Consider the following 22055-nt stretch of genomic DNA (forward strand, 5'->3'; position numbering starts at 1 on the left):
GCAGATGCAGGCGGGACACCGCATGCCTGCAGAGCGCGGCCGCGTGCTGGTGCACGGCGGCCACGCATTGTCGCACTGCCCCATCGCCAATCCCCACTCCCGCGCCGCTTACTGCTTCACGAAGCGCAGCGTCATGCGGTCGCTTTCACCAATGGCCTTGTACTTGGCGGCATCGGCAGCGTCGTGGCTGTTGGACGGCGGCAGCGTCCATACACCCTTGGGGTAGTCCTTGGTATCGCGCGGATTGGCGTTGATCTCGCTGCTGCCGGCAAGCTTGAAGCCGGCCGCTTCGGCCATGGCAATCACCTGTGCCTGGCCGACATAGCCGCTGTTGTCATCGGCCGGCACGTCGGCCTTGGCGCGGTGCTCCACCACACCGAGGGTGCCACCTGGCTTGAGCACGTCAAAGAAGGCCTTGAACATGCCCTCGGCCTGGCCAGAAGAACGCCAGTTATGGACATTGCGGAAGGTCAGCACGAGGTCGGCCGAGCCCGGTGCGCCAAGCACCGGTGCAGCCGGGTTGTAGGCGACCTCGGTAGCGCGGTCGAACTGGGCCGGGGATGCGGCGAACTTCTTGCTCAGGCCATCGCGTGAGCGCTGCTGGTAATCGCGACCGCCGCCCGCGGGCAGCGTCGCCGGATCCACTACCGCGGCCACGTACTTGCCATTCTCGCGCAGGTAGGGCGCGAGAATTTCCGAATACCAGCCACCCCCGGGGGTGATTTCAACGACGGTCTGCTGCGGCTGCAGGCCAAAGAACGCCAGGGTCTGCGCCGGATGACGGTATTCGTCGCGCAGTACGTTGGCCGGCGTACGCCAGCTGCCAGCAATGGCGGCCTGCAGCTGCGGTGACACCTGCGCATCGGCAGTGGCGTGGGCCGCATCATGGGCCAGCGCGGTACCGGCAGACAGGGTACTGGCGAGCGCCAGCAGACAGGCACACAGCAGCGGGGAATGCTTCTTCATGTCGGACTCCGGCGTTTGAAACGGCGAGACTAACATGCGTTTGCACGTGCAATGCAGGCTGCAATTGTTTACATCCCGTTAGCGCAGGAACGCCACACGGAACGCTGTTTTCACCACGCTGCCACGGAATTGGAACGCATGCCGTCTATGCTGTGGAGCTGAACAACAAAGGAGCACCGCATGCCCCAGTCACGCGAACTTGGTCGCTCGGGTCTACACGTCAGCCCCATCGCTTTTGGTGGCAACGTTTTCGGCTGGAGTGCCGATGAGAAGACATCCTTTGGCCTGCTCGACGCCTTTGTCGATGCCGGCTTCAACCTGATCGATACCGCCGATGTCTATCCGGCCTGGGTGCCGGGCAACCGCGGCGGAGAGTCGGAGACCATCATCGGCCGCTGGCTGCAGCGCAGCGGCAAGCGCGACAAGGTGGTGATTGCCACCAAGGTCGCCAAATGGGCCGAGCACCCCGGCCTTTCCGCCGACAACATCAATGATGCGGTCGAGGATTCACTGCGCCGCCTGCAGACTGACGTCATCGATCTGTACCAGGCACATGAAGACGACGAATCAGTGCCCCTGGAAGAGACCCTTGGCGCGTTCGGGCGCTTGATCGAAGCCGGCAAGGTGCGGGCGATTGGCGCGTCCAACTACAGCGCCGAACGGCTGCGTGATGCACTCAAGGTCTCCGCCGACTACCACCTGCCCCGCTACGAAACCCTGCAACCGGAATACAACCTCTACGACCGCAGCGGCTACGAGACCGCGCTGGAGCCGCTGGCGCGCGAACACGGCATCGGCGTGATCAGCTATTACTCGCTGGCCAGCGGCTTCCTCAGCGGCAAATACCGCAGCGCAGCTGATGTAGGCAAGAGCGCCGCGCGCGGCGCCAAGGTTGCTGATCGCTATCTCAACCCACGCGGCCTGCGCATTCTGCAGGCACTCGACGACGTTGCCGCCAGCCACAAGGCAACGCCGGCCCAGGTCGCCCTGGCATGGTTGATCGCGCGCCCGGGCATCACCGCGCCCATCGTCAGCGCCACCAGCGTGCCGCAGCTGCAGGAAGTACTGGCGGCAGCGCAGCTGGAGTTGGATGCGGCACAGCGCGCGCAGTTGGATGCCGCCAGCGCCGAAAACTGAATGCGCCAGGTTGCGCGCCCTCTGTTCGCGCCGTAGGATCGGACGGACAGGGGGTAGACCGCGAATGGAGTCCTACCCATGCAGACCACATCCGCAGCCCAGCGCAGCATTGATCGCGACGCCGAACTGACCTACTGGCGTGGCGTGCATGCCATCGGCCATCTTGGCCAACATGATTTCGACCATTACCAGCGCCTGCTGGAGATGGGCTACGACGTCTATCAGGCCTATCCACGCGCCAACGAAGAACAGCTCTACAAAGTGCTGCAGGACAGCTATCACCGACATAGCCCGGCGTTGGCGGTTTCCTGGGATGAAGCACGCTGGCTGGTGCGCCATGCCTGGCATCACGCGCAGCAGCATTGAAGGACTTTGTGGTTGGCTTTTGTCGGAGCGGCGTGAGCCGCGAAGCCACCGCAACGTCAGAAGCTGAAGCGCTTACCCCTCCCCAACCCTCCCCTTGGCTTCGCCAAAGGGAGGGAGCGAAAGCGTAGTGCCGAGCCATGCTCGGCAGGGGCTTTCCCAGCGAATGCGAACAGCGCAAACCGCCATACCCGGGTTCATCGGATCACACGCACGCCGTTGGTTCTGACGATGTCAGCTTCGCGGCTTACGCCGCTCCCACAACTGGCTGCACCATTGCTTCGGCCAGGTAGTCGAGGAAGGAGCTGATGCGCGCTGATACCGCGGTGTTGCGGTAGTACACGGCGTGGATCGGCTGGCGTGTGTCCAGCGTCTGCTTGGGCAGTACCTGCACCAGCTCGCCGCGCGCGCGCGCGGCTTCGGTGAGGAAATCGGACAGGCAGACGATGCCGACGCCTTCCAGGGCCAGCCGATGCAGGATCTCGCCGCTGGATACCGCCAATGCGGGTCGCACGTGCAGGCGCTCGCCGTCGTCACCCTGCAATGGCCAATGATTCAGCGAATCCGGTTCGTTGAAGCCCAGCAAGGTATGCGCCTGCAGCTGCACCACGCTCTTCGGTGTGCCGTGCTGCTGCAGGTAGGCGGGGCTGGCCAGCACACGCAGACGACTATGTCCCAAAGGTCGCGCATGCAGGGTGGAGTCAGACAGCGGGCCAATGCGGATCGCCACATCGGTGCGCCGTTCCAGCAGGTCGATGTAGCGCTCGCTGCTGTTGAGCTCCAGCGCCACCTGCGGGTAGCGCGCGCGGTAGCCGGCCACCAGCGGTGCGATCACATGCAGCATGAACGGCATCGCCGCATCCACCCGCAAGCGCCCGGACGGCGTGCCCCGGCGCGCGGCGATCTGCTCTTCGGCAGCATCCACCGAGGCGACGATGGCGCGGGCCTGGGCGAGGAAAGTCTCGCCTTCGTCGGTGAGCTGCAGGCGGCGGGTGGTGCGGGTCAGCAAGGTGGTGCCGAGCTTCTCTTCCAGCCGCCCCAGCGCCCGGCTGACGCCGGAGGTGGTCTGACCCAGTTGCTCGGCCGCAGCGGTGATCGAACCGGTGTCGATCACCGCGATGAAGGCCTGCATCTCATCCAGGGTGGTTTTCATTGGGGGCGGTCAGGTGGTGATGGAATATTGTTGACTTTAAATCAATCGTAATTGGTGGGAAACCGCATTTTTCAGCAAGAGTTCCACCGTCAGACTGCGCAGCCCTTTCCAAGGATTCGCCCATGTCACGCGGAATTCCCCTTGCCTTGCTGGCGCTGACGCTGGGTGCGTTCGCCATCGGCACCACCGAGTTCGTCATCGTCGGGCTGATCCCGACCATCGCCGCCGACCTGCAGGTCAGCCTGCCCTCGGCCGGCCTGCTGGTTTCGCTGTATGCGCTGGGTGTTGCCGTAGGTGCGCCGGTACTCACCGCCTTGACCGGACGGGTGCCGCGCAAGGCCTTGCTGGTCGCGCTGATGCTGTTGTTCACCGTCGGCAACCTGATTGCGTGGATGGCACCGGGCTATGGCTCGCTGATCGTGGCGCGGGTGCTGACCGGGCTGGCGCATGGCGTGTTCTTCTCGATCGGCTCGATCATCGCCACCTCGGTGGTGCCCAAGGACAAGGCTGCCAGTGCGATCGCGATCATGTTCACCGGGCTGACCGTGGCGCTGGTGACCGGCGTGCCGCTGGGCACCTTCATCGGCCAACACCTGGGCTGGCGTGCAACCTTCCTCGCAGTGGCGGCGTTGGGCGTGATCGCCCTGCTCGGCAGCCTGCTGTTCGTGCCGCGCGACTTGCCGCGCAGCGCGCCGGCCACGTTCGGCCAGCAGTTCGCGGTGCTGGCGCAGCCGCGCCTGTTGCTGGTCTATGCGATGACCGCGCTGGGCTATGGCGGCACTTTCCTGTCCTTCACCTTCCTCGCCTCGATCCTGCAGGACGTCAGCGGCTTTTCGGCCAATGCGGTGAGCGCGGTGCTGCTGGTCTACGGCGTATCGGTGGCCATCGGCAATCTGTGGGGCGGGCGACTGGCTGACCGCCGCGGGCCGATTCCCGCGTTGACGCTGATCTTCGGGTTGCTGGCGCTGGTGTTGCTGGTACTCACCTTCACTGCCTACAACCGCTGGTTGGTGTTGTTGACCGTGCTGGCGCTCGGCGCGGTGGCATTCGGCAATGTGCCGGGTCTGCAGGTGTATGTGGTCAAGCAGGCGCAGCGCTTCGTGCCGCAGGCCACCGATGTGGCATCCGGCCTGAACATCGCCGCCTTCAACATCGGCATCGCACTGGGTGCCTCGCTCGGCGGCCTGGTGGTCGATCACATCGGCCTGATGCATACGCCGTGGATTGGCGCGCTGGTGGTGCTGGGTGCGCTGGCTTTGACGGTACTGAGCGGCCGGCTGGATCGCCGCGACGGTTTGGATGTACGCGCCGAAGGCATTGCCATCAGCGCGCATTGACGGAACACGCTGTTACTTCCCCTTGGGTTTTTGTTCGCGCTGCGCGGCGTAGCCTGTAAGCGCGAATTTCTGGAGATTTGAATGACTATTCCCGCTATTGGTCTTGGCACCTATCGCCTCAAGGACCAGGTACTCACCGACTCCGTGCACAACGCATTGGAGCTGGGCTACCGTGCTTTCGACACCGCGCAGATCTACGAGAACGAAGCCGATCTGGGTGCGGCTATCGCCAGCGGCACGGTACCGCGCGAGCAGCTGTTCCTGACCACCAAGATCTGGATCAGCAACTTCCACCACGATGACCTGCTTGCCAGCCTGCGCGAGAGCCTGCGCAAGCTGCGCACCGATCACGTCGACCTGACGCTGATCCATTGGCCCTCGCCCAAGGACGAAGTGCCGATGGCCGAGTACCTCGGTGCACTGCGCGAAGCCAAGGCGCTGGGTTTGACCAAGGCGATTGGTGTTTCCAACTTCACCATCGACCTGACCCGGCAGGCCATCGCCATCCTCGGCGCCGACGCCATTGCCACCAACCAGATCGAAGTACATCCCTACCTGCAGAACCGCGCCTTGATCACCTACCTGCGCGAGCAGGGCATCCATGTCACCGCGTTCATGAGCCTGGCCTATGGCGCGGTACTGAAGGACCCGGTGATCCAAGCCATTGCCGACAAGCACCAGGCAAGCACCGCACAGGTCGCGTTGGCGTGGGCGCTGCAGCAGGGCTATGCGGTGATTCCGTCGTCGACCAAGCGCGAGAACCTCGCCGGCAACCTGCAGGCGGCGCAGCTGCGGCTGGATGCGGAGGACATGGCACGGATTGCCGAGCTGGATCGCGGCGAGCGTGTAGCCAATCCGGGTATCGCGCCGGCCTGGGATTGAGATCGATCAGACCGGCGCTGATAGCAGCCAATCACGCATCGCGGCGTTCACTTCCGCGGGTTTTTCCAACGGCGCGAGATGGCCGCAGTCCTCGATCACCACCAGCGTTGACTGCGGCATCAGCGCGGTCATCTGCTCACTGACCGACAAGGGCGTGATCGCATCGTTGCGCCCGCAGACGATCAAGGCCGGGCCCTGCCAGGCGCTCAGGACCTCGCTGCCGTCCACACGTTGCAGCTGGCTTTGGCGCAGGAATACTTCCGCGCCGAGGCGTGCAGTCATGCTGCGCACGGTATCCACCAGCGCATGATCCTCCAGCCGCGATGCATCGATGTAGCTGCGCATCAGCTTGTCGCCGAAACCATGGAAGGTGCCGGGCAGGCGCACGCTGTTCTGCTGTGCCACACGCTGCGCGGCGCGCTCGAGCGAGTCGGGTTTGAACGAGGTATCCAGCAGTGCCAGCTTCACTACACGCTGCGGTGCGATACGCAGGATTTCCTGGGCGACGTAACCACCGAGGGAAAAGCCGGCCAGGGCGAACTGCGCCGGGGCCTTGGCCAGTACGTCTTCGGCGACCGCGCGCATCGTGGTTTGCCGGGTGAGGTCACCGACCTGGCAGTCGGCGATGTCGGCGAGCGCTTCGATTTGGGCCTGCCAGAGCGTGGCGTCGTTGAGCAGGCCGGGCAGCAGTAGCAGCGGGGTTCTGGCTGCTGGGTCTTGGTTCGTTTGCATGGCGCTATTGTCGCGCCTTGGGGTGGTTTGGGGGTGAGGGGTGGGGGTGGAGCGACAACCAAAGCAAAAGCCAAAGCACCCCTCCCCAACCCTCCCCTTGCCTTCGGCAAAGGGAGGGAGCTGATCTGCCCCCTCCCTTGCGCGTAGCGCAGGGGAGGGTTGGGGAGGGGTGCCTTTGGCTCTTGGCCTTTGGCTCTTGGCCTTTAGTTCTTAACCTCACCCACCGGCAACGTCACATTCATGATGGTGGAGTCATCCGGATCCGCCTTCACCTTGAAACCCAGGCTCTGGCACATCGCCAGCATGGTGCTGTTCTCACGCAGCACCTGCCCTTCCACTACGTTCAAACCCAGCCAGCCGGCGTACTCGATCATGATCTGCATCAGCTTCCAGCCGATGCCGTGACCCTTCAGGTCCGAGCGGATCAGGATGCCGTACTCGCCGCGGTTGTAGTCCGCATCGGCGTGCAGGCGCACAGCCCCGAGCATTTCGCCGGTCTTGGGATCAATCGCCACCAGCGCGATCGAGCGCGCGTAATCCAGCTGGGTCAGGCGAGCGATGAATTCGTGGCTGAAGTGCTTCACCGACTGGAAGAAGCGCAGACGCAGGTCATCGTCGGTGACGCGTGCGAAGAAAGCGCGGAACAGTCCATCGTCTTCGGGTCGCACCGGGCGGATGAAGGCCTTGCCACCGTCGGACAGATCGATCGTGCGTTCCCACTCGGTGGGATACGGGAAGATCGCGAAACGCGGATGGCCACGCCCCTTGTGCAGGCGCTTGACCGGGGTGATTGCCACACGCGCATCCAGGGCGATCACGCCGTTGCGGTCAGCCAGCAGCGGATTGAGGTCCAGCGTGCGGATCTCGGGAATATCCGCCGCCAGCTGCGCCAGCTTGACCAGCACCATCGCCACTGCGCGCTCGTCTGCCGCCGGTACATCACCGTAGGCTTTGAGGATGCGCGAGACGCGGGTGCGGCCGATCACTTCATGGGCAAGCCGCAGGTCCAGCGGTGGCAGCGCGAGGGTCTTGTCGTCGATGACTTCCACTGCCGTACCGCCACGGCCAAACACCACCACCGGCCCGAAGACCGGATCGTCGGCAATGCCGGCGATCAGCTCCCGTGCCTTGGGGCGGGTCAGGCTGGGCTGCACCAGCACGCCCTCGATGCGCGCCTGTGGGCGCTTCTCACGGGCGCGTTGCAGGATGGTGGTTGCCGCGGACTGCACCGCGCGCAGGCTGCCCAGGTTCAAGCGCACGCCATCGACTTCGGACTTGTGCGGGATGTCCGGCGAGAAAATCTTCACCGCCACGCTCATGCCCTGCTCCAGCAGTGGCTGGGCCAGGTCCATGGCTTCGTGCGGATCACGCGCGACCATCACTTCCAACGACGGTATGCCGTAGGCCTGCAGCAGCTTGTGCGTGGCCACCGGATCCAGCCATTGCTGGTCATTGGCTAGCGCCGCTTCGACCAGCGCGCGTGCGGCTGGCACGTCCACCACGAAATCCGCCGGCAGACTGGGCGGCGTTTCCATCAGCGCGGTCTGCGCCTCGCGGTAACGCACCAGATGCTGGAAGCCGCGCACGGCATCGGCCTCGGTGGGATAGGTCGGTACGCGCGCGGTGTTGAGGGTGACCGTGGCGCGGTCGTCATTGCCCAGCCAGACGGCGAACACCGGCTTGTCGCGCAGCTGCCGCGAGCGTTGACCGAGCGTGGTGGTGAGTGCCTGAGCGGCCTCGGCTGACGAGGTGAAGGCGGTCGGTACGTTGATGACCAGCACCGCGTCGTTGGCGTCGTCGGACAGCAGCGCTTCAATCGCCGAGGCGTAACGGCCGCCATCGGCATCGACCACGATGTCGACCGGATTGTCGCGCGACCAGCCCTGCGGCAAGGCCTGGTCCAGCAGCGCGACGGTGGCTGGTGACAGCTCGGCCAGGCTGCCGCCGAGTGCCTGCAGCTGATCCACTGCCAGCCGGCCGACACCGCCGCCATTGCTGAGGATGGCCAGACGGCGACCCGGAAAGGTTCCGAGACGGCCCAGGGTCTCGGCGGCGGTGAACAACTCGTCCAGTGCATTCACCCGCAGCAGTCCGGCGCGGTTGAAGGCGGCACCGTAGACCGCATCGGAATCGGCCAACGCCTGCGAATGGGTGGTAACCACCTCTGCGCTGCCGCGCGGCTTGCGCCCGGATTTGACCACCACCACGGGTTTTGCACGTGCGGCGGCACGGGCCGCCGACATGAACTTGCGCGCGTCGCTGATCTGGTCGACGTAGAGCAGGATGGCGCGGGTGCGGTAATCGCTGGCGAAATAATCGAGCAGGTCGCCGAAGTCGACATCCAGCGCATCGCCCAGCGAAACCACCGCCGAGAAGCCGACCGAGCGCGCCACGCCCCATTCCACCAGCGCAGCCGCAATCGCGCTGGATTCGGAAATCAGCGCCAGATCGCCAGCCTGCGGTGTGTGCGCGGCGATGCTGGCGTTGAGCCGTGCATGCGGGGCGATGACGCCCAGGCAATGCGGGCCGAGTACGCGCATGCCCTTGGGCCGTGCGGCGGCTTCCACCTGTGCAGCCAACGAGCCCGGGCCCTTGCCCAGGCCGGAGGTGAGGATGATGGCGGCAGCCACGCCCAGTTCGGCGGCCTGGCTGACGACCTGCGGCAACAGCGTTGCCGGCACGGTGATGACCACCAGGTCCGGAATCCACGGCAGGTCCTTGAGCTTCTTGACCGTGCGCATGCCGTCGATTTCGGCATAGCGCGGGCTGACCCAGCCGATCTGCCCGGCGAAGCCGCCGGCGCGCAGATTGCGGATCACCGCTCGGCCGGCGGAACGATCGCGCGGGCTGCCGCCAATCACTGCCACCGAGCGGGGGCGGAATACGGTCTGCAGGTGATAGGTGCTCATTGCGAAGCCTGTTGCGGGTACCGGGTCAAAGGTACACGGCTGCGGTGCTGGGTGGGCTGCGTTGGATCAAAGTTGGGGGTTGGATTTGGCGAAAAGCACCCCTCCCCGGCCCTCCCCTTGGCTGCGCCAAAGGGAGGGAGACAGGCGGCGAACTGGCAGATGGCCGCGAACAGCCCCCTCCCTTGCGCGTAGCGCAGGGGAGGGTTGGGGAGAGGTGGCTTCTGCGTTTGCCGTTGGGTTTGCCGGTAGAGCCCTTGCCGAGCATGGCTCGGCACTACAGGTCCTCCTCTACGGGTAACGCCCCTGCCGAGCATGGCTCGGCACTACATTCAGAGCAGGGTGCCGCCGAGGATCATTGCGGCGATGCTGAAATAGATCACCAGGCCGGTGACATCCACCAGCGTGGCCACGAACGGGGCCGAGGCGCTGGCCGGGTCGAAACCCAGGCGCTTGAGCACGAACGGCAGCATCGAGCCGGACAGGGAACCGAAGGTGACGATGCCGATCAGGGCCGCGCCGATGGTCACCGCCAGCAGCTTCCAGTGCTCGCCGTAGTCGTGCAGGCCGGCCAGCTGCCAGACGGTGATGCGGATGATCGCCAAGCTGCCAAGGATCGCACCCAGCACCACGCCGGTCGGCAGCTCGCGCAGGGCAACCTTCCACCAGTCACGCAGGCGCAGTTCGCGCAGCGCCAGCGAGCGGATCAGCAGCGAGGTCGCCTGCGAGCCGGAGTTGCCGCCCGAGCTCATGATCAGCGGAATGAACAAGGTCAGCACCACCGCGCGCGCCAGCTCGTCCTCGTAGTGCTGCATGGCGCTGGCGGTCAGCATTTCGCCGAGGAACAGCACGCTCAACCAGCCGGCGCGCTTGCGCAGCATCTCCAGGAAGCCGATCTGCATGTACGGCTTGTCCAGGGCTTCCACGCCGCCGAACTTGTGCACGTCCTCGGTGGATTCATCGATCAATGCATCGAGGATGTCATCGACGGTGACGATCCCCAGCATCTGCTGCTGTGCATCCACCACCGGGATCGCCAGCAGGTCGTGGCGGCGGATCAGCTGCGCCACCTCCTCCTGGTCCAGCAAGGCATCCACGGTCACCGGCGGATTGACCTGGGCAACGGACAGGATCGAATCCTCCGGTTCGCCGGTGATCAGCCGCCGCATCGTCACCACCTGCTGCAGCTGGCGGGTCTGCGGGTCCAGCACGTAGATGGCGTAGACCGTCTCGCGGCTGCGCTCCACTTCGCGGATGTGCTGCAGGGTCTGTGCCACCGTCCAGTCTGCCGGCACGCCGACAAACTCGGTGGTCATCAAGGCGCCGGCGGTGTTGGGCGGATAGCTCAGCAGCAGCTGGATCGAGCGCCGTGCCTCCGGTGCCAGCAGCGGGATCAACCGCGCACGCTCGGCATCATCCAGCTCATGGACGATATCGGTGGCACGGTCGTCGGCCATCAGCCCCAGCAGGGCTGCGGCGCGGGCCGGCGGCAGCGCCGCGATCAGCTCGCCTGCATGCTGAAGCTCAGGGGCTTCCAGCAGTTTGACCGCACGCGGCAACGACAGTGCCGCCAGCGTATTGGCCGCAAGCGGCAATGGCAGGGCGTTGAGATACTCCACCGCGTCGGCGGTGTTGTAATCGGCCAAGGGCGCGCTCAGCGTGGCTGCGTCCACCACGGGCCGCAGAAATTGCTTCTGGTTCATGTTGATTCGCCTGTTCTGGATTGCGACCGCAACGCCAGCACAGGGCGAACCAGCCCTGTCAGGCGGTTGCCGTCGCTGGTGTCGACGATCGCGTTCGACTTCTACTGTCGCTGGACATGGGTTGGACTCCGGAAAGGTGCTGCGCGGTTCTACCGGCAGCGGCGCGAGTCTGGTCCTGTTGGTCGACGGGGTCAAGCCTGCATCGCTGCGTCCCGCCAACGAAGGCCATCTATACGCATTCACTCACGGCACAGTCCGCATAATGTGAAATCGTCGGTAGGCAGTTGCCCGGCCGGTCAGCTGGATCAATCAAGGAATCCCTTCAAATGCATGGCACCGGTCTCGAATTGGCCTTGGTACTGCTGCTGGCGGCGGTCATCGCCGTGCCGGTATTCAAGCGCTTCGGGCTGGGCGCGGTGCTGGGCTACCTGGCCGCTGGCGTGGTGCTGGGGCCGCATGTGCTGGGCTTCGTGCAGGACGCCGACCGCATCCTCAATGCCGCCGAGATCGGCGTGGTGATGCTGCTGTTCGTGATCGGGCTGGAGCTGTCGCCGTCGCGGCTGATGGTGATGCGACGGCCGGTGTTCGGCGCCGGCACGGTACAGGTGCTGCTCAGTGCGGTGGTGCTGGGCGGCCTGCTGCTGCTCAATCACTTCTCGTGGAAGAGCGCGCTGGTGATCGGCACCGCGCTGGCCCTGTCTTCAACAGCGGTCGGCCTGCAGCTGTTGTCCGAGCACAAGGCGCTCAATACCGACTATGGCCGGCTCGGCTTTGCCATCCTGTTGTTCCAGGACCTGGTGGCGATCCCGTTGCTGGCGGCCATTCCACTGCTGGGTGGGGTCAAGAACGAAACCCTGAGTTGGCAGGATGCCTCCATCGCCCTCGGCGCATTGATGCTGGTGATCGTGCTCGGCCGGCCGATGCTGCGCCAGCTGTTCAACATTGTCGCCCGTACCCGCATGCCGGAGGTGTTCACCGCCACCGCCTTGCTGGTGGTGCTGGGCACGGCCTGGTTCATGGCCGAGGCCGGGCTCAGCGCCAGCCTGGGCGCCTTCATCGCCGGCGTATTGCTGGCCGACTCCGAATTCCGCCACGAGATCGAATCGCAGATCGAACCGTTCAAGGGCCTGCTGCTCGGCCTGTTCTTCATTGCCGTGGGCATGGGCATCGACCTGAAGCGGGTGGCCGCCGAACCCGAGATCATCGCGCTCGGCGTGGCCATCCTGCTGGTGGTGAAGTTCTCCATCCTGATCGCGCTGGGCCTGGCCGCGCGCATGTCGCTGCGCAATGCGCTGATGCTGGGCAGCGTGTTGTGGCTGGGCGGGGAATTCGCCTTCGTGGTGTTCAACGAAGCCGAGCGTGCGCATCTGCTCGGGCGCATCAACCACGACCGGCTGGTGGCGGTGGTCAGCCTGTCGATGGCGATCACCCCCTTGCTGCTGCTTGCATTGCAACGATCACTGCAACTCAAGCCAGCGCCGCGGCCAACACAGCCCGCACCGGATGAGACCCTCAAGGACGCCGGCGCGCAGCGACCACAGGTATTGATTGCGGGCATGGGCCGCTTCGGCCAGATCGTCGGCCGCCTGCTGACCGCACAGCGCATCCCCTTCGTGGCGCTGGAGGCCGACCCGGACACGGTCAAGGACCTGCGCCGTTTCGGCAACCAGCTGTACTACGGCGACCCGACCCGCCCCGATCTGCTGCGTGCCGCCGGCGCCGAACACATCCGCGTGTTCGTGATGGCGATGGACAACCCCGACACCAATCTGCGCGCGGTGCGGCTGGTGCGGCGCATGTATCCCAAGGCGACGGTGCTGGCGCGTGCACGCAACCGCCAGCATGCCTGGAAGCTGCTGGACATGTCAGCCGAACCCTTCCGCGAGGTATTCGGCTCCAGCCTTGAAGCCAGCGAACGGGTGCTGACCGCGCTTGGCTTCCCGGAAAATGTGGCGCGCGACCACGTACAGCGTTTCCGCGAACACGATGAAGCGCTGCTCAAGGCGCAGCATCTGGTCTACGACGACGAAGCGGCGGTGATGCAGACCTCGCGCGATGCCCGCGCCGACCTGATGCACCTGTTCGAGGCCGATGCCAGCGACAGTACGACAGTCAAACCTTCAAACGACAAGGAATGAAGCGCCTGGGCTGGCGTTGCCCTGTGCGCGCTGTGGGAGCGGCATAAGCCGCGAAGCTGATGGTGCTGAGGGCCTTGGCAGCTTTTCTATCTGATGATGCAGCGGCTTCACGGCTTACGCCGCTCCCACAAAAATGAAGCTGATGGTTCTGAAGTCGTTGCTGTCTATGCCACCTGATGATGTGGTGGCTTCGCGGCTTACGCCGCTCCCACAGAAAAATATGTCCAATGACAAAGGGCGCCTTGCGGCGCCCTTTGTGCTTACTTGCGGCGCTGGGCCGGAATGAAGACCTCGTTGACCGCTGCGGCCAGCTGATCCGGCGGCAGCAGGCCCTGGTCGAGCAGGAAGTTGTTGAATGCCAGCCGATCGAACTTGTCGCCCAGCGCCAGCTCGGTCTGCATGCGCAGTTCCATGATCCGGGTATAGCCGTAGAAGTAGCTGCAGGCCTGGCCCGGCGAACGCACGGTGTAACGGTCCAGCTCCTGCGTAGCCATCGCCTCGGACAGACCCACGCCTTCCACCAGTACCTTGCGGGCGCGCTCGCGGTCGGTCTGGCCCAGGTTGAGTGCGGGGTCGAGCATGGCGCGGGCGGCGCGCAGCAGGCGGAACTGCAACGCGATCATCTGCCCGTCCAGCGGCTCGAACGGCACCATCTCGGCTTCGGCATACAGCGCCCAGCCTTCAACATTGACCGAATTGAAGGCGAACAGGGTGCGCGCCAGCGAGATACCGCGCTCCACCATCGCCGCGAACTGCAGGTCATGGCCGGGGCGGCCTTCATGCGCGCTCAGCGTCCAGGCCGCCGAACCGAAGTTGAAGTCGTCGTACTGTGCCTTCTCGCCCGAGGCCGGGTTGCCCAGCGGCAGCACGAAGGTGCCCTGCTGGCCGGTGTTGCCGACCAACGGTGCCGGCAGGTAATGCGGGGCCGGTGAGGCGGCACTTTCGGCCTCGCTGCCCAGGCGCATCTGCAGCGGACGCTGCGGCACGTCGACGATGCCCTGCTTGCGGATGATGGGGTCGATCGCATCGATGACGCCACGGTAATGCGATTCGAGCTGGTCGTTGCCGATCTTGTCCTGCTTCAGCGCGCGGATCACCGCCGCATAATCGGTATTGTCGGCCACCTTCAGGCCCTTGGCCTGCACCACCAGCGGCGCCAGCTGGCGCATCATCGCGCGGGTTTCCATGTACTCCAGCTGGGCACGCTGCATCAGCAGGGCCGGATCGATGTCCACGCCCACTTCCTTGAGCTGGAAGGCGTACAGCTCGGCCGGCAGGCGGGTGTCGGTACGCGCCTTGGGCAGCACTTCCTTCTGCGTCCAGGCGATGTAGTCCTTCATCTGCGTGGACAGCTCGGCGAGCGACGCATCGGCACCGTCGATCTTGTACTTGGCGAACAGCTTGCCGATGCCGGCGATGTAGGTGTCGACGTTGGCCAGGGCCTGGTCGACCTCGATTTTGGTCGGCTGCAGCAGGTTGGGCGTGCCGCTCTTTTCCTCATAGCGCTGGCGCGCCAGGGTAGCCAGCGGCTGCGTGCCGGGGGCCTGGCCCAGATAGGCCTTCAGGCGATCCAGGGCCTTGGCCCGTCGCGCTTCCGGCACCTGGTCGGAGAGCAGGCCGTTGATGCCGCCAAACACCGCCTGCGGCACATCCACCCATGGCATCAGGTGCTGTTCGTTGAGGGTGCTGCTCTCGATGTTGCGCTCGGCCGCGGCGATCAGGATCTGCAAGTCCTGGCGCACATTGGGGTCGCGCTCCACCTGCAGCTTCTCGCGCAGCTGGTCGCGCGCCTTGCCCAGCGCCGCGCGGTAACGGTTGCTGTTGTCCGGGCCCAGATCGACAACCTTGTCGTCGTAACCCGGCACGCCGAAGAAGCTGGTCATCTCCGGCTGGAACGGTGCCTGCGCCTGCAGCAGGATCTGCGCCAGTTCATTGCTATGGGCAACCCAGGCCGGTGCGGCAGGTGCTGCCTTGGCCGGTGCCGGTGCTGCGCCTGCGGTGAACGGCAGCGGGGCGGCCAGGGCCAGGGCGACGGCAAGGACGAGAGGTTTCATGGGCAGCTCCATAAGGGATGGGCTGACCGTACGCAGTCATTGCCGGGGCGGCAAGGGTAGGAAGTGGGGTGTTGGGGCAACTGCGGGAGCAAAGCTTACCCCTCCCCAACCCTCCCCTTCGCTGCGCGAAAGGGAGGGGGAACAGCTCAGCCCCCTCCCTTTGCCGCAGGCAAGGGGAGGGTTGGGGAGGGGTGCTTCTGGCTTTGGCCTGCAGCCCTCACCCACAAATCAAAACAACAAGGCGCCTCAAGGCTTCAAACAACGCCCCAGGAAGTTCTCGGCAATGCGATAGCGGTGCAGCGCATTGGCGCCGGACAGCCCATGCTTGGCACCCGGGTAGGTCATCAGCTCGAACGGCTGGCTACGCTTCTGCAGTGCGCTCATCAGGCTGGTCGAGTTGCTGAACAGCACGTTGTCATCGGCCATGCCGTGGATCAGCAGCAGTGGCGAGGTCAGCCCATCGATATGGGTGAGTACGCGGCCTTCGGCATAGCCGGCGGGGTTGGCCGCTGGCAGGTTCATGTAACGCTCGGTGTAGTGGGTGTCGTACAGCCCCCAATCGGTGACCGGCGCACCGGCCACGCCACAGGCGTACTGGTTGGATGCCTTGGCCAGCAGCATCAGTGTCATGTAACCGCCATTGGACCAGCCCTGCACACCGATGCGGCTGCCATCCACCCACGGCTGGGTCTTCAGCCATTCCACGCCCTTGAGCTGGTCGGCCACTTCCACCGTGCCCTGCACGCCGTACAGCGCACCACCGAAGTCACGGCCACGGCGCGGCGTGCCACGGTTGTCCAGCGAGAACACCACGTAGCCGTGCTGGGCGAGGTACTGGTTGAACAGGTGATCGCCACGGCCAGGCCAGCTGTCGGTCACGGTCTGCGAGGCCGGGCCACCGTAGACATACACGGCCACCGGATATTTCTTCGCCGGGTCGAAGCCCTCGGGCTTGATCAGGCTGTAATGCAGCGGGGTCTTGCCGTCGGCGGCGGTCAACGTGCCGTATTCGACCGGGCGCTGGGCGTCGCGGTACTTCGCAAACGGATGCTTGGGGTCGGCCAGATTGTTGTCGAGCAGCGTCGCGATCTTCTCGCCATTGGCACGGAACAGTTCGATCTGCGGCGGAGTGGTGCTGTTGGACCAGGTGTCCACGTAGACGCTGGCATTGTTGGCGAACGCGGCGCTGTGCATGCCAGCCGCCTGTGACAGCTTCTTCGGCGCACCACCTGCCAGCGCCACGGCGTAGATCTCGCTGCGCAACGGCGATTCGACGCCGGCGCGGAAGTAGACGGTACCGGCGGCCTCATCCACCGCCAGCAGCTCATCAACCGGCCAATTGCCGGAGGTCAGCGCGGTCAGGTTGCTGCCGTCGGCATTGGCCACGTACAGGTGCTGGAAACCACTGCGTTCGGACGACCACACAAAGCGCCCGTCCTTGAGGAAACGCAGGCTGTTGTGCAGCGGCACCCAGGTCTTGCCGCTCTCGGTCGCCAGGGTGCGCTGCTTGCCATCGGCCAGGTTGGCCTCGATCAGCTCCAGCGTCTTCTGGTCGCGGCTCTGTCGCTGGAAGCTGAGGTGTTGCGGATCGCGCCAGTTCACGCGCGCCAGGTAGATGTCCTGCTCCTTGCCCAGGTCCACCCAATTAACCGCGGCAGCGGCGCGCGGCGCGACCACGCCCAGGGTGACCAGTACGTTGCGGTCACCGGCAGCCGGGTAGCGCTGCTCGATCATCTCCACGCGGTCGGCATACATTTCATAGCGCTTCTGCACCGGCACCGGTGATTCGTCGATGCGGGCAAAGGCAATGGCCGAGTCATCCGGCGCCCACCAGTAACCGGTGTGGCGATCCATTTCCTCGTCGGCGACAAACTCGGCCACACCGTTGCCGATGGTGGCGCTGCCGTCGCGGGTCAGCTGCAGTTGCTTGCCGCTGGCCAGGTCGATCACCCACAGGTTGCGCTCGCGCACGAAGCTGACGAAGCCCCCCTTGGGCGAAAGCTTGGCATCGGTGCTGAAGCCTTCGCCGTTGGTGAGCTTGCGTACCGCAGCGCTGCCCTGCTTGCCCAGGTCGTACAGGTACAGTTCGCCGCCCAGCGGGAACAGCAGGGTCCTGGCATCCGGCGACCACTGGTAATCGACGATGCCGCTCAGCGCGGCGATGCGCTGGCGCTCGCGGCGCGCCTTCTCCTCGTCACTAAGCGTCTCAGCACCGGGCAGCACCAGCTTGGAATCGACCAGCAGCCGGGTCTGGCCGCTGGCGATGTCGTATTCCCACAGGTCCAGCTGGTTGCGGTCGCTGTCCTTGCCACGCAGGAAGGTCACCCGCGAGCCGTCCGGCGCCACCTTGGGCTTCATCAGCGTGGGGCCGGTCAGCGGCGCGTTGCCGGTGATGGCTTCGAGGGTGAGCTTTTCAGCATGGACGGCGGGCGTGGCGAGGATCATGGCAAGGGCTAGGAACAAGGGACGCATGGGATTCCTGTCAGGGACAGCACGGATCGGGCCATCCTAGCGAACCACGGCCTGCTGTGCTTCCATCGAAAGTCCTGCTTCGACGATCCCGTTCGCACCACATGACCGATTCCGCTCCACACCTGCGCTGGCAGGCCGCCGTCCATGCCTACGCCAGCCATCTCAACGATTACGTCGCCCGTGGTGATGCCTGCAACTGGAAGAACATGGGCCAGCCGCAGGATCCACCCGATCTGTCGGCGCTGTTGCCGACCCTGATGGAAGCGTTGCGCGCAGCCAATGCCAACGGCGACGAGGCGGCACTGGCGCAGCTGCGCGGGCAATGGCCGCCGCTGCATGAGGCCACCCAGTCGCTGCTGGAGGCCAACGGCCAGGGCTTCAGCGCACTGGCCTGGCTGCCCGATGGCAGCCTGCTGGTGCGCACCGGGGCCTGGTACGAGCCGGGCCAGGTGCTGAGCGTGCGTGGGCTGGAAATCCGCCCGCTGCCCGACGTGCTGATGTTCGGCAGCAGCCCGGACCGGCAGCTGGTGGCACTGGCCACGGCAGGGCACATCCACATCATGCGGGGCGAACAGCCCCAGCCTATCGCCGAGCTCCCGCTGCCACGTGGTGATGAGGCCTTGCCGGCAACGTTGGCCAGCCTGGCTGCAGCCGAAGACGAGGCCGCGATCCAACAGCTGATCCCGTTCAACGACGGCCAGCGCGCGGTGGTGGTGCGTGCCGATGGTGTGTTCCTGTGCAGCGCCGGCGGCATCCAGCGGCTGTTGCCGACCGCCGATGAACTGCAGGAACAGGCTGCCGACGAGGACCCTTATGCAGTGCGGCTGGACATGGTCCATGCCGCGGTCTCGCCCGATGGCCAGTGGATCGCCTGCGGCCAGCAGGACGGCCACCACCGGATCTTCAACGGCCAGGGCCAGGCGGTGTGCACGATCGGCCCACACGGCGAGTATCCGCACCACGCGGCGTTCTTCGCCGATGGCCAGCATGTCGCGCTGAACGCCTGCCACTTCTACAACGGCGCCACCATTGCGGTGGAAACAGCGGCTTTCGGCCAGATCGACACCGACTTCTACGAAGACCATCCCGCGCTGCGGGTGGTGGACCCGGGCGGCCGCATCTACGCCAGCGCGCCGGTGGCCGGCGGGCTGGTGCTGGGCGATGCCTATGGTTACCTGCGTGCGGTGGATGCGGCCGGCACCCTGCTGTGGAAGCAGCATGTCGGCAGTACCATCAGCGCGATGGCCAGTTCCGCCGATGGCCGCCTGCTGGCGGTGGGCAGCTATTCCGGCACGGTGCACCTGCTCGACCTGACCTCGACCGCCGCCAATCCGGAACAGATCGGCGTGGGTGCGCATCCGGAGATCCGCCGCTGGCTGTTCTGGAAGCAGGAAACCACGCCGCTGGCGTGGTGATTGCCCTGCCCCGCAGCGTGCCGCCTGCATGGCGGCCGCTGCCAATGCCTCGACTGTGGCTCAGCGCTGCCCGAACAGCAGGCGTTTTTCCTCATCGCTGAGTGGCTGCCCGGCCTGCGGATTGACCGTCGGCCCGATTGCATAGGCACGCTGGGTAGCCGGCCGCTCGGCGATGGCCTGGTGCCAGCGACGCAGGTGCGGGAAGGCGTCGAAGTCCACCGGCAGCTTGGCGTAGGCGCCAATCCACGGATAGCTGGCCATGTCGGCGATGCCGTAGTCCGCACCGCCCAGATAGGCCGACTCGGACAGGCGCTTGTCCATCACCCGGTGCAGGCGCCGCACCTCGCTGTCATAGCGCTCGATCGCGTAGGGGATGCGTTCCGGGGCGTAGACGTTGAAATGGCCCATCTGGCCGCTCATCGGGCCCAGCCCGCCCATCTGCCAGAACAACCATTCCAGAGTGGCGGCACGGCCGCGCAGGTCGGCGGGGATGAAGCGGCCGGTCTTCTCGGCCAGGTACAGCAGGATGGCACCGGACTCGAAAACGCTCAGCGGCGCACCGCCGTCGGCCGGGGCATGGTCAACGATGGCCGGCATCTTGTTGTTCGGCGAGATGGCGAGGAATTCCGGCAGGAACTGGTCGCCCTTGCCGATGTTGACCGGGTGCACGCGGTATTCCAGCCCGGCCTCCTCCAGGAACAGGGTGATCTTGTGGCCATTGGGAGTGGGCCAATAGTAAAGGTCGATCATGAATACGCCTCGGCAGAACCATCCTCAGGGGCCCTTACGGTAGCCGCTTGGCAGCCTTCCGGGCGACCGGTAACCTGCGCGGTTTCCGCAACGCACCATCCTTCCAATGTCCGACTACAAACCGCTGAGCCCGCTCTCGTCCCTGATCTTCGCCTCGCGCTGGCTGCAGCTGCCGCTGTACCTGGGGCTGATCGTCGCGCAATGCGTCTATGTGTTCCTGTTCGGCAAGGAGTTGTTGCATCTTGTCACCGACGCGCAGGGTCTGACCGAGCAGAAGATCATGCTGATCGTGCTGGGCCTGATCGACGTGGTGATGATCTCCAACTTGCTGGTGATGGTGATCGTCGGTGGTTATGAAACCTTCGTCTCCCGTCTGGGCCTGCAGGGCCATCCGGACCAGCCGGAGTGGCTGAGCCACGTCAACGCCTCGGTGCTGAAGGTCAAACTGGCAATGGCGATCATCGGCATTTCCTCGATCCACCTGCTCAAGACCTTCATCGAGGCCGGCCAGCTCGGCATGCCGCTGTGCACGCCGGAGTTGACCGCGATCAAGTCGCCTTGCACCACCTTCACCCGCGATGGCGTGTTGTGGCAGACCATCATCCACTGCGTGTTCATCCTGTCGGCCATCGGCATCGCCTGGACCGACAAGCTGATGTCCAACGGCCACGCCAAGCCCGCCGCCAACGCGCACTGAGCGACAGCAGGGACGGGCGTCACATGATGTGACGCCCGTCACTTTTTCATTTCAGCGTCATCATCGACCGCCGCTTACCGCGCCGGCGATGCTAGATTCGCGCTTCACTGCTGATGGGTGCGGCATCGGGAAATGCCGCCACCATGCGCCGTCAGGGCCTACGCAGTCCACGTTCGTCGATTCAAGGGGATGTTTGATGTCGTACGTCATGAGTAAAGGCAAGCTGCGCCTGTTGGCGCCCGTTGTTCTGCTGAGCACGCTGGTTGCCTGTTCCGGCAAGGATGAAACCGCCGCACCGGCCGCTGCACCGGCCACCCCGGCTGCCGCCGCGCCTGCCCCGGCGGTAGCCGAAAAGGTCCAGGCCATGGATACCCAGCAGCTGCGCGACCTGGCCAGCGCCGCACTGCGCGAAAACCGCATGTACGCCCCGGCCGGCGACAACGCCATGGAGTACTACCTGGCCTTGCGTGACAAGCTGCCCGATGACGCGTCCATCAAGAGCGCATTGACCGACCTGCAGCCCTACACCCTGATTGCCGCCGAGCAGGCCCTGGGCCGGGAAGACTTCCCCGAAACCCAGCGGCTTATCGCACTGGTGGAAAAGGTGGACCCCAATGCACCTGCCCTGCCGCGCCTGAAACAGGGCGTGACCGGCAGCATGCAGGTTGCCGAGCGCCGCACGGTGGAAGAAGCCGACAAGGCCAAGAAGGACGCCGAGACCCGCGCCAAGCAGCAGGTTGAACAGCAACGTCTGGCCCAGCAGCAGGCCGCAGAAGCCAGCGCCGCCCAGCAGCTGGCCGCAAAGCAGGAAGCCGCGCGCAAGGAAAGCGAACGCCAGGAAGCCGAGCGCCAGACTGCCGCCCGTCGTGAAGCGGAACAGCGCAGTGCGGCGGCCGCAGCTGCCCAGCAGGCCGCCGCACCCAAGCCGGCGGCCGCACCGACCCTGCGCGCGGTCAGTACGCCGGCCCCGCGTTACCCGGCCGACGCCCTGCGTTCGGGCACCTCTGGTGAAGTGCTGGTGGAACTGAGCATCGGCACCGATGGCTCGGTCACCGACGCTCGCGTGCTGCGCGCCAACCCGGCACGCGTGTTCGACCGCGAGGCCTTGAATGCGGTGAAGCGTTGGAAGTTCGAGCCGATCAGCAGCCCGACCACCACGCGCCGTACGCTGGCATTTGCGCCGAACAAGTAAGCGGTTCTTGATGTAGTGCCGAGCCGTGCTCGGCAGAGGCCTTACCGGTAAAGCCCCAGCCGAGCATGGCTCGGCGCTACAGGTGAAGCAAACGCAAAGGCCCGGAGCGATCCGGGCCTTTGTTGTTCTGGTAGTGCCGAGCCGTGCTCGGCAGGAGC

16 protein-coding genes are annotated in these 22055 nt (G+C 65.3%); 8 read left to right on the plus strand and 8 right to left on the minus strand.

Features of this window, described 5'->3' with window-relative positions:
- Nucleotides 1-108 precede the first annotated feature (108 nt).
- Nucleotides 109-966 (minus strand): methyltransferase, encoded by an 858-nt coding sequence (locus RT131_RS12965; RefSeq protein ID WP_313173222.1) that lies wholly within the window; start codon nt 964-966, stop codon nt 109-111.
- Nucleotides 967-1146: 180 nt separating this feature from the next.
- On the opposite strand from RT131_RS12965, the gene RT131_RS12970 reads away from it, so the two are divergent.
- Together RT131_RS12970 and RT131_RS12975 are read left to right on the plus strand one after the other, a co-directional pair.
- The gene (locus RT131_RS12970; protein ID WP_313173223.1) at nt 1147-2103 is read left to right on the plus strand and encodes an aldo/keto reductase; all 957 of its coding nucleotides are present in this window, start codon (nt 1147-1149) and stop codon (nt 2101-2103) included.
- Between the two features lie 78 nt (nt 2104-2181).
- Nucleotides 2182-2469 carry a hypothetical protein gene (locus RT131_RS12975; protein WP_313173224.1) on the plus strand — a complete coding sequence of 96 codons (288 nt, stop codon included), beginning with the start codon at nt 2182-2184 and terminating at the stop codon, nt 2467-2469.
- Nucleotides 2470-2713: 244 nt separating this feature from the next.
- Here RT131_RS12975 and RT131_RS12980 read toward each other — a convergent pair whose 3' ends face one another.
- Nucleotides 2714-3619, minus strand: coding sequence for a LysR family transcriptional regulator (locus tag RT131_RS12980; protein ID WP_313173225.1), 906 nt, complete (start codon nt 3617-3619; stop codon nt 2714-2716).
- Nucleotides 3620-3741: 122 nt separating this feature from the next.
- On the opposite strand from RT131_RS12980, the gene RT131_RS12985 reads away from it, so the two are divergent.
- Together RT131_RS12985 and dkgB are read left to right on the plus strand one after the other, a co-directional pair.
- Nucleotides 3742-4956 carry an MFS transporter gene (locus RT131_RS12985; RefSeq protein ID WP_313173226.1) on the plus strand — a complete coding sequence of 405 codons (1215 nt, stop codon included), beginning with the start codon at nt 3742-3744 and terminating at the stop codon, nt 4954-4956.
- Between the two features lie 81 nt (nt 4957-5037).
- Nucleotides 5038-5838 carry a 2,5-didehydrogluconate reductase DkgB gene (dkgB, locus tag RT131_RS12990; protein WP_313173227.1) on the plus strand — a complete coding sequence of 267 codons (801 nt, stop codon included), beginning with the start codon at nt 5038-5040 and terminating at the stop codon, nt 5836-5838.
- Nucleotides 5839-5844: 6 nt separating this feature from the next.
- Here the strand turns inward: dkgB and RT131_RS12995 are convergent, their stop codons facing one another.
- From RT131_RS12995 to mgtE, 3 genes are all read right to left on the minus strand, one after another.
- On the minus strand, nt 5845-6570 hold the full coding sequence (locus tag RT131_RS12995; RefSeq protein WP_313173228.1) for an alpha/beta hydrolase: 726 nt from the start codon (nt 6568-6570) through the stop codon (nt 5845-5847).
- A gap of 203 nt (nt 6571-6773) precedes the next feature.
- Nucleotides 6774-9479, minus strand: a complete 2706-nt coding sequence (locus tag RT131_RS13000) for a bifunctional acetate--CoA ligase family protein/GNAT family N-acetyltransferase (RefSeq protein WP_313173229.1) — start codon at nt 9477-9479, stop codon at nt 6774-6776.
- A 329-nt stretch (nt 9480-9808) separates the two neighbouring features.
- Complete coding sequence (mgtE, locus tag RT131_RS13005) at nt 9809-11179, minus strand: magnesium transporter (RefSeq protein ID WP_313173230.1); 1371 nt, start codon at nt 11177-11179, stop codon at nt 9809-9811.
- A 326-nt stretch (nt 11180-11505) separates the two neighbouring features.
- Here mgtE and RT131_RS13010 point away from each other — a divergent pair, with 326 nt between their 5' ends.
- Nucleotides 11506-13317 carry a monovalent cation:proton antiporter-2 (CPA2) family protein gene (locus RT131_RS13010; RefSeq protein ID WP_313173231.1) on the plus strand — a complete coding sequence of 604 codons (1812 nt, stop codon included), beginning with the start codon at nt 11506-11508 and terminating at the stop codon, nt 13315-13317.
- A gap of 260 nt (nt 13318-13577) precedes the next feature.
- On the opposite strand, the gene RT131_RS13015 is transcribed toward RT131_RS13010, so the two are convergent.
- On the minus strand, nt 13578-15371 hold the full coding sequence (locus RT131_RS13015; protein WP_313173232.1) for a DUF885 domain-containing protein: 1794 nt from the start codon (nt 15369-15371) through the stop codon (nt 13578-13580).
- A 246-nt stretch (nt 15372-15617) separates the two neighbouring features.
- On the minus strand, nt 15618-17843 hold the full coding sequence (locus RT131_RS13020) for a S9 family peptidase (protein ID WP_313173233.1): 2226 nt from the start codon (nt 17841-17843) through the stop codon (nt 15618-15620).
- 101 nt (nt 17844-17944) lie between these two features.
- On the opposite strand from RT131_RS13020, the gene RT131_RS13025 reads away from it, so the two are divergent.
- A complete protein-coding gene (locus RT131_RS13025) occupies nt 17945-19258 on the plus strand; it encodes a WD40 repeat domain-containing protein (RefSeq protein ID WP_313173234.1) in 1314 nt (437 codons plus the stop codon).
- Nucleotides 19259-19318: 60 nt separating this feature from the next.
- Here RT131_RS13025 and RT131_RS13030 read toward each other — a convergent pair whose 3' ends face one another.
- Nucleotides 19319-20008 carry a glutathione binding-like protein gene (locus tag RT131_RS13030; RefSeq protein ID WP_313173235.1) on the minus strand — a complete coding sequence of 230 codons (690 nt, stop codon included), beginning with the start codon at nt 20006-20008 and terminating at the stop codon, nt 19319-19321.
- A gap of 106 nt (nt 20009-20114) precedes the next feature.
- Between RT131_RS13030 and RT131_RS13035 the strand changes: the two genes are divergently transcribed.
- On the plus strand, nt 20115-20705 hold the full coding sequence (locus tag RT131_RS13035; RefSeq protein WP_313173236.1) for a TIGR00645 family protein: 591 nt from the start codon (nt 20115-20117) through the stop codon (nt 20703-20705).
- Between the two features lie 196 nt (nt 20706-20901).
- Nucleotides 20902-21897 carry an energy transducer TonB gene (locus RT131_RS13040; RefSeq protein ID WP_313173237.1) on the plus strand — a complete coding sequence of 332 codons (996 nt, stop codon included), beginning with the start codon at nt 20902-20904 and terminating at the stop codon, nt 21895-21897.
- Nucleotides 21898-22055 lie beyond the last annotated feature (158 nt).

This window comes from Stenotrophomonas sp. (assembly GCF_032066555.1).
GTDB lineage: Bacteria > Pseudomonadota > Gammaproteobacteria > Xanthomonadales > Xanthomonadaceae > Stenotrophomonas.

Excerpts from the sequence above, each read along its gene's own strand:
- RT131_RS12965 (WP_313173222.1), bottom strand. The coding sequence starts at position 966 with ATGAAGAAGCATTCCCCGCTGCTGTGTGCCTGTCTGCTGGCGCTCGCC.
- RT131_RS12970 (WP_313173223.1), top strand. The coding sequence starts at position 1,147 with ATGCCCCAGTCACGCGAACTTGGTCGCTCGGGTCTACACGTCAGCCCC.
- RT131_RS12975 (WP_313173224.1), top strand. The coding sequence starts at position 2,182 with ATGCAGACCACATCCGCAGCCCAGCGCAGCATTGATCGCGACGCCGAA.
- RT131_RS12980 (WP_313173225.1), bottom strand. The coding sequence starts at position 3,619 with ATGAAAACCACCCTGGATGAGATGCAGGCCTTCATCGCGGTGATCGAC.
- RT131_RS12985 (WP_313173226.1), top strand. The coding sequence starts at position 3,742 with ATGTCACGCGGAATTCCCCTTGCCTTGCTGGCGCTGACGCTGGGTGCG.
- dkgB (WP_313173227.1), top strand. The coding sequence starts at position 5,038 with ATGACTATTCCCGCTATTGGTCTTGGCACCTATCGCCTCAAGGACCAG.
- RT131_RS12995 (WP_313173228.1), bottom strand. The coding sequence starts at position 6,570 with ATGCAAACGAACCAAGACCCAGCAGCCAGAACCCCGCTGCTACTGCTG.
- RT131_RS13000 (WP_313173229.1), bottom strand. The coding sequence starts at position 9,479 with ATGAGCACCTATCACCTGCAGACCGTATTCCGCCCCCGCTCGGTGGCA.
- mgtE (WP_313173230.1), bottom strand. The coding sequence starts at position 11,179 with ATGAACCAGAAGCAATTTCTGCGGCCCGTGGTGGACGCAGCCACGCTG.
- RT131_RS13010 (WP_313173231.1), top strand. The coding sequence starts at position 11,506 with ATGCATGGCACCGGTCTCGAATTGGCCTTGGTACTGCTGCTGGCGGCG.
- RT131_RS13015 (WP_313173232.1), bottom strand. The coding sequence starts at position 15,371 with ATGAAACCTCTCGTCCTTGCCGTCGCCCTGGCCCTGGCCGCCCCGCTG.
- RT131_RS13020 (WP_313173233.1), bottom strand. The coding sequence starts at position 17,843 with ATGCGTCCCTTGTTCCTAGCCCTTGCCATGATCCTCGCCACGCCCGCC.
- RT131_RS13025 (WP_313173234.1), top strand. The coding sequence starts at position 17,945 with ATGACCGATTCCGCTCCACACCTGCGCTGGCAGGCCGCCGTCCATGCC.
- RT131_RS13030 (WP_313173235.1), bottom strand. The coding sequence starts at position 20,008 with ATGATCGACCTTTACTATTGGCCCACTCCCAATGGCCACAAGATCACC.
- RT131_RS13035 (WP_313173236.1), top strand. The coding sequence starts at position 20,115 with ATGTCCGACTACAAACCGCTGAGCCCGCTCTCGTCCCTGATCTTCGCC.
- RT131_RS13040 (WP_313173237.1), top strand. The coding sequence starts at position 20,902 with ATGTCGTACGTCATGAGTAAAGGCAAGCTGCGCCTGTTGGCGCCCGTT.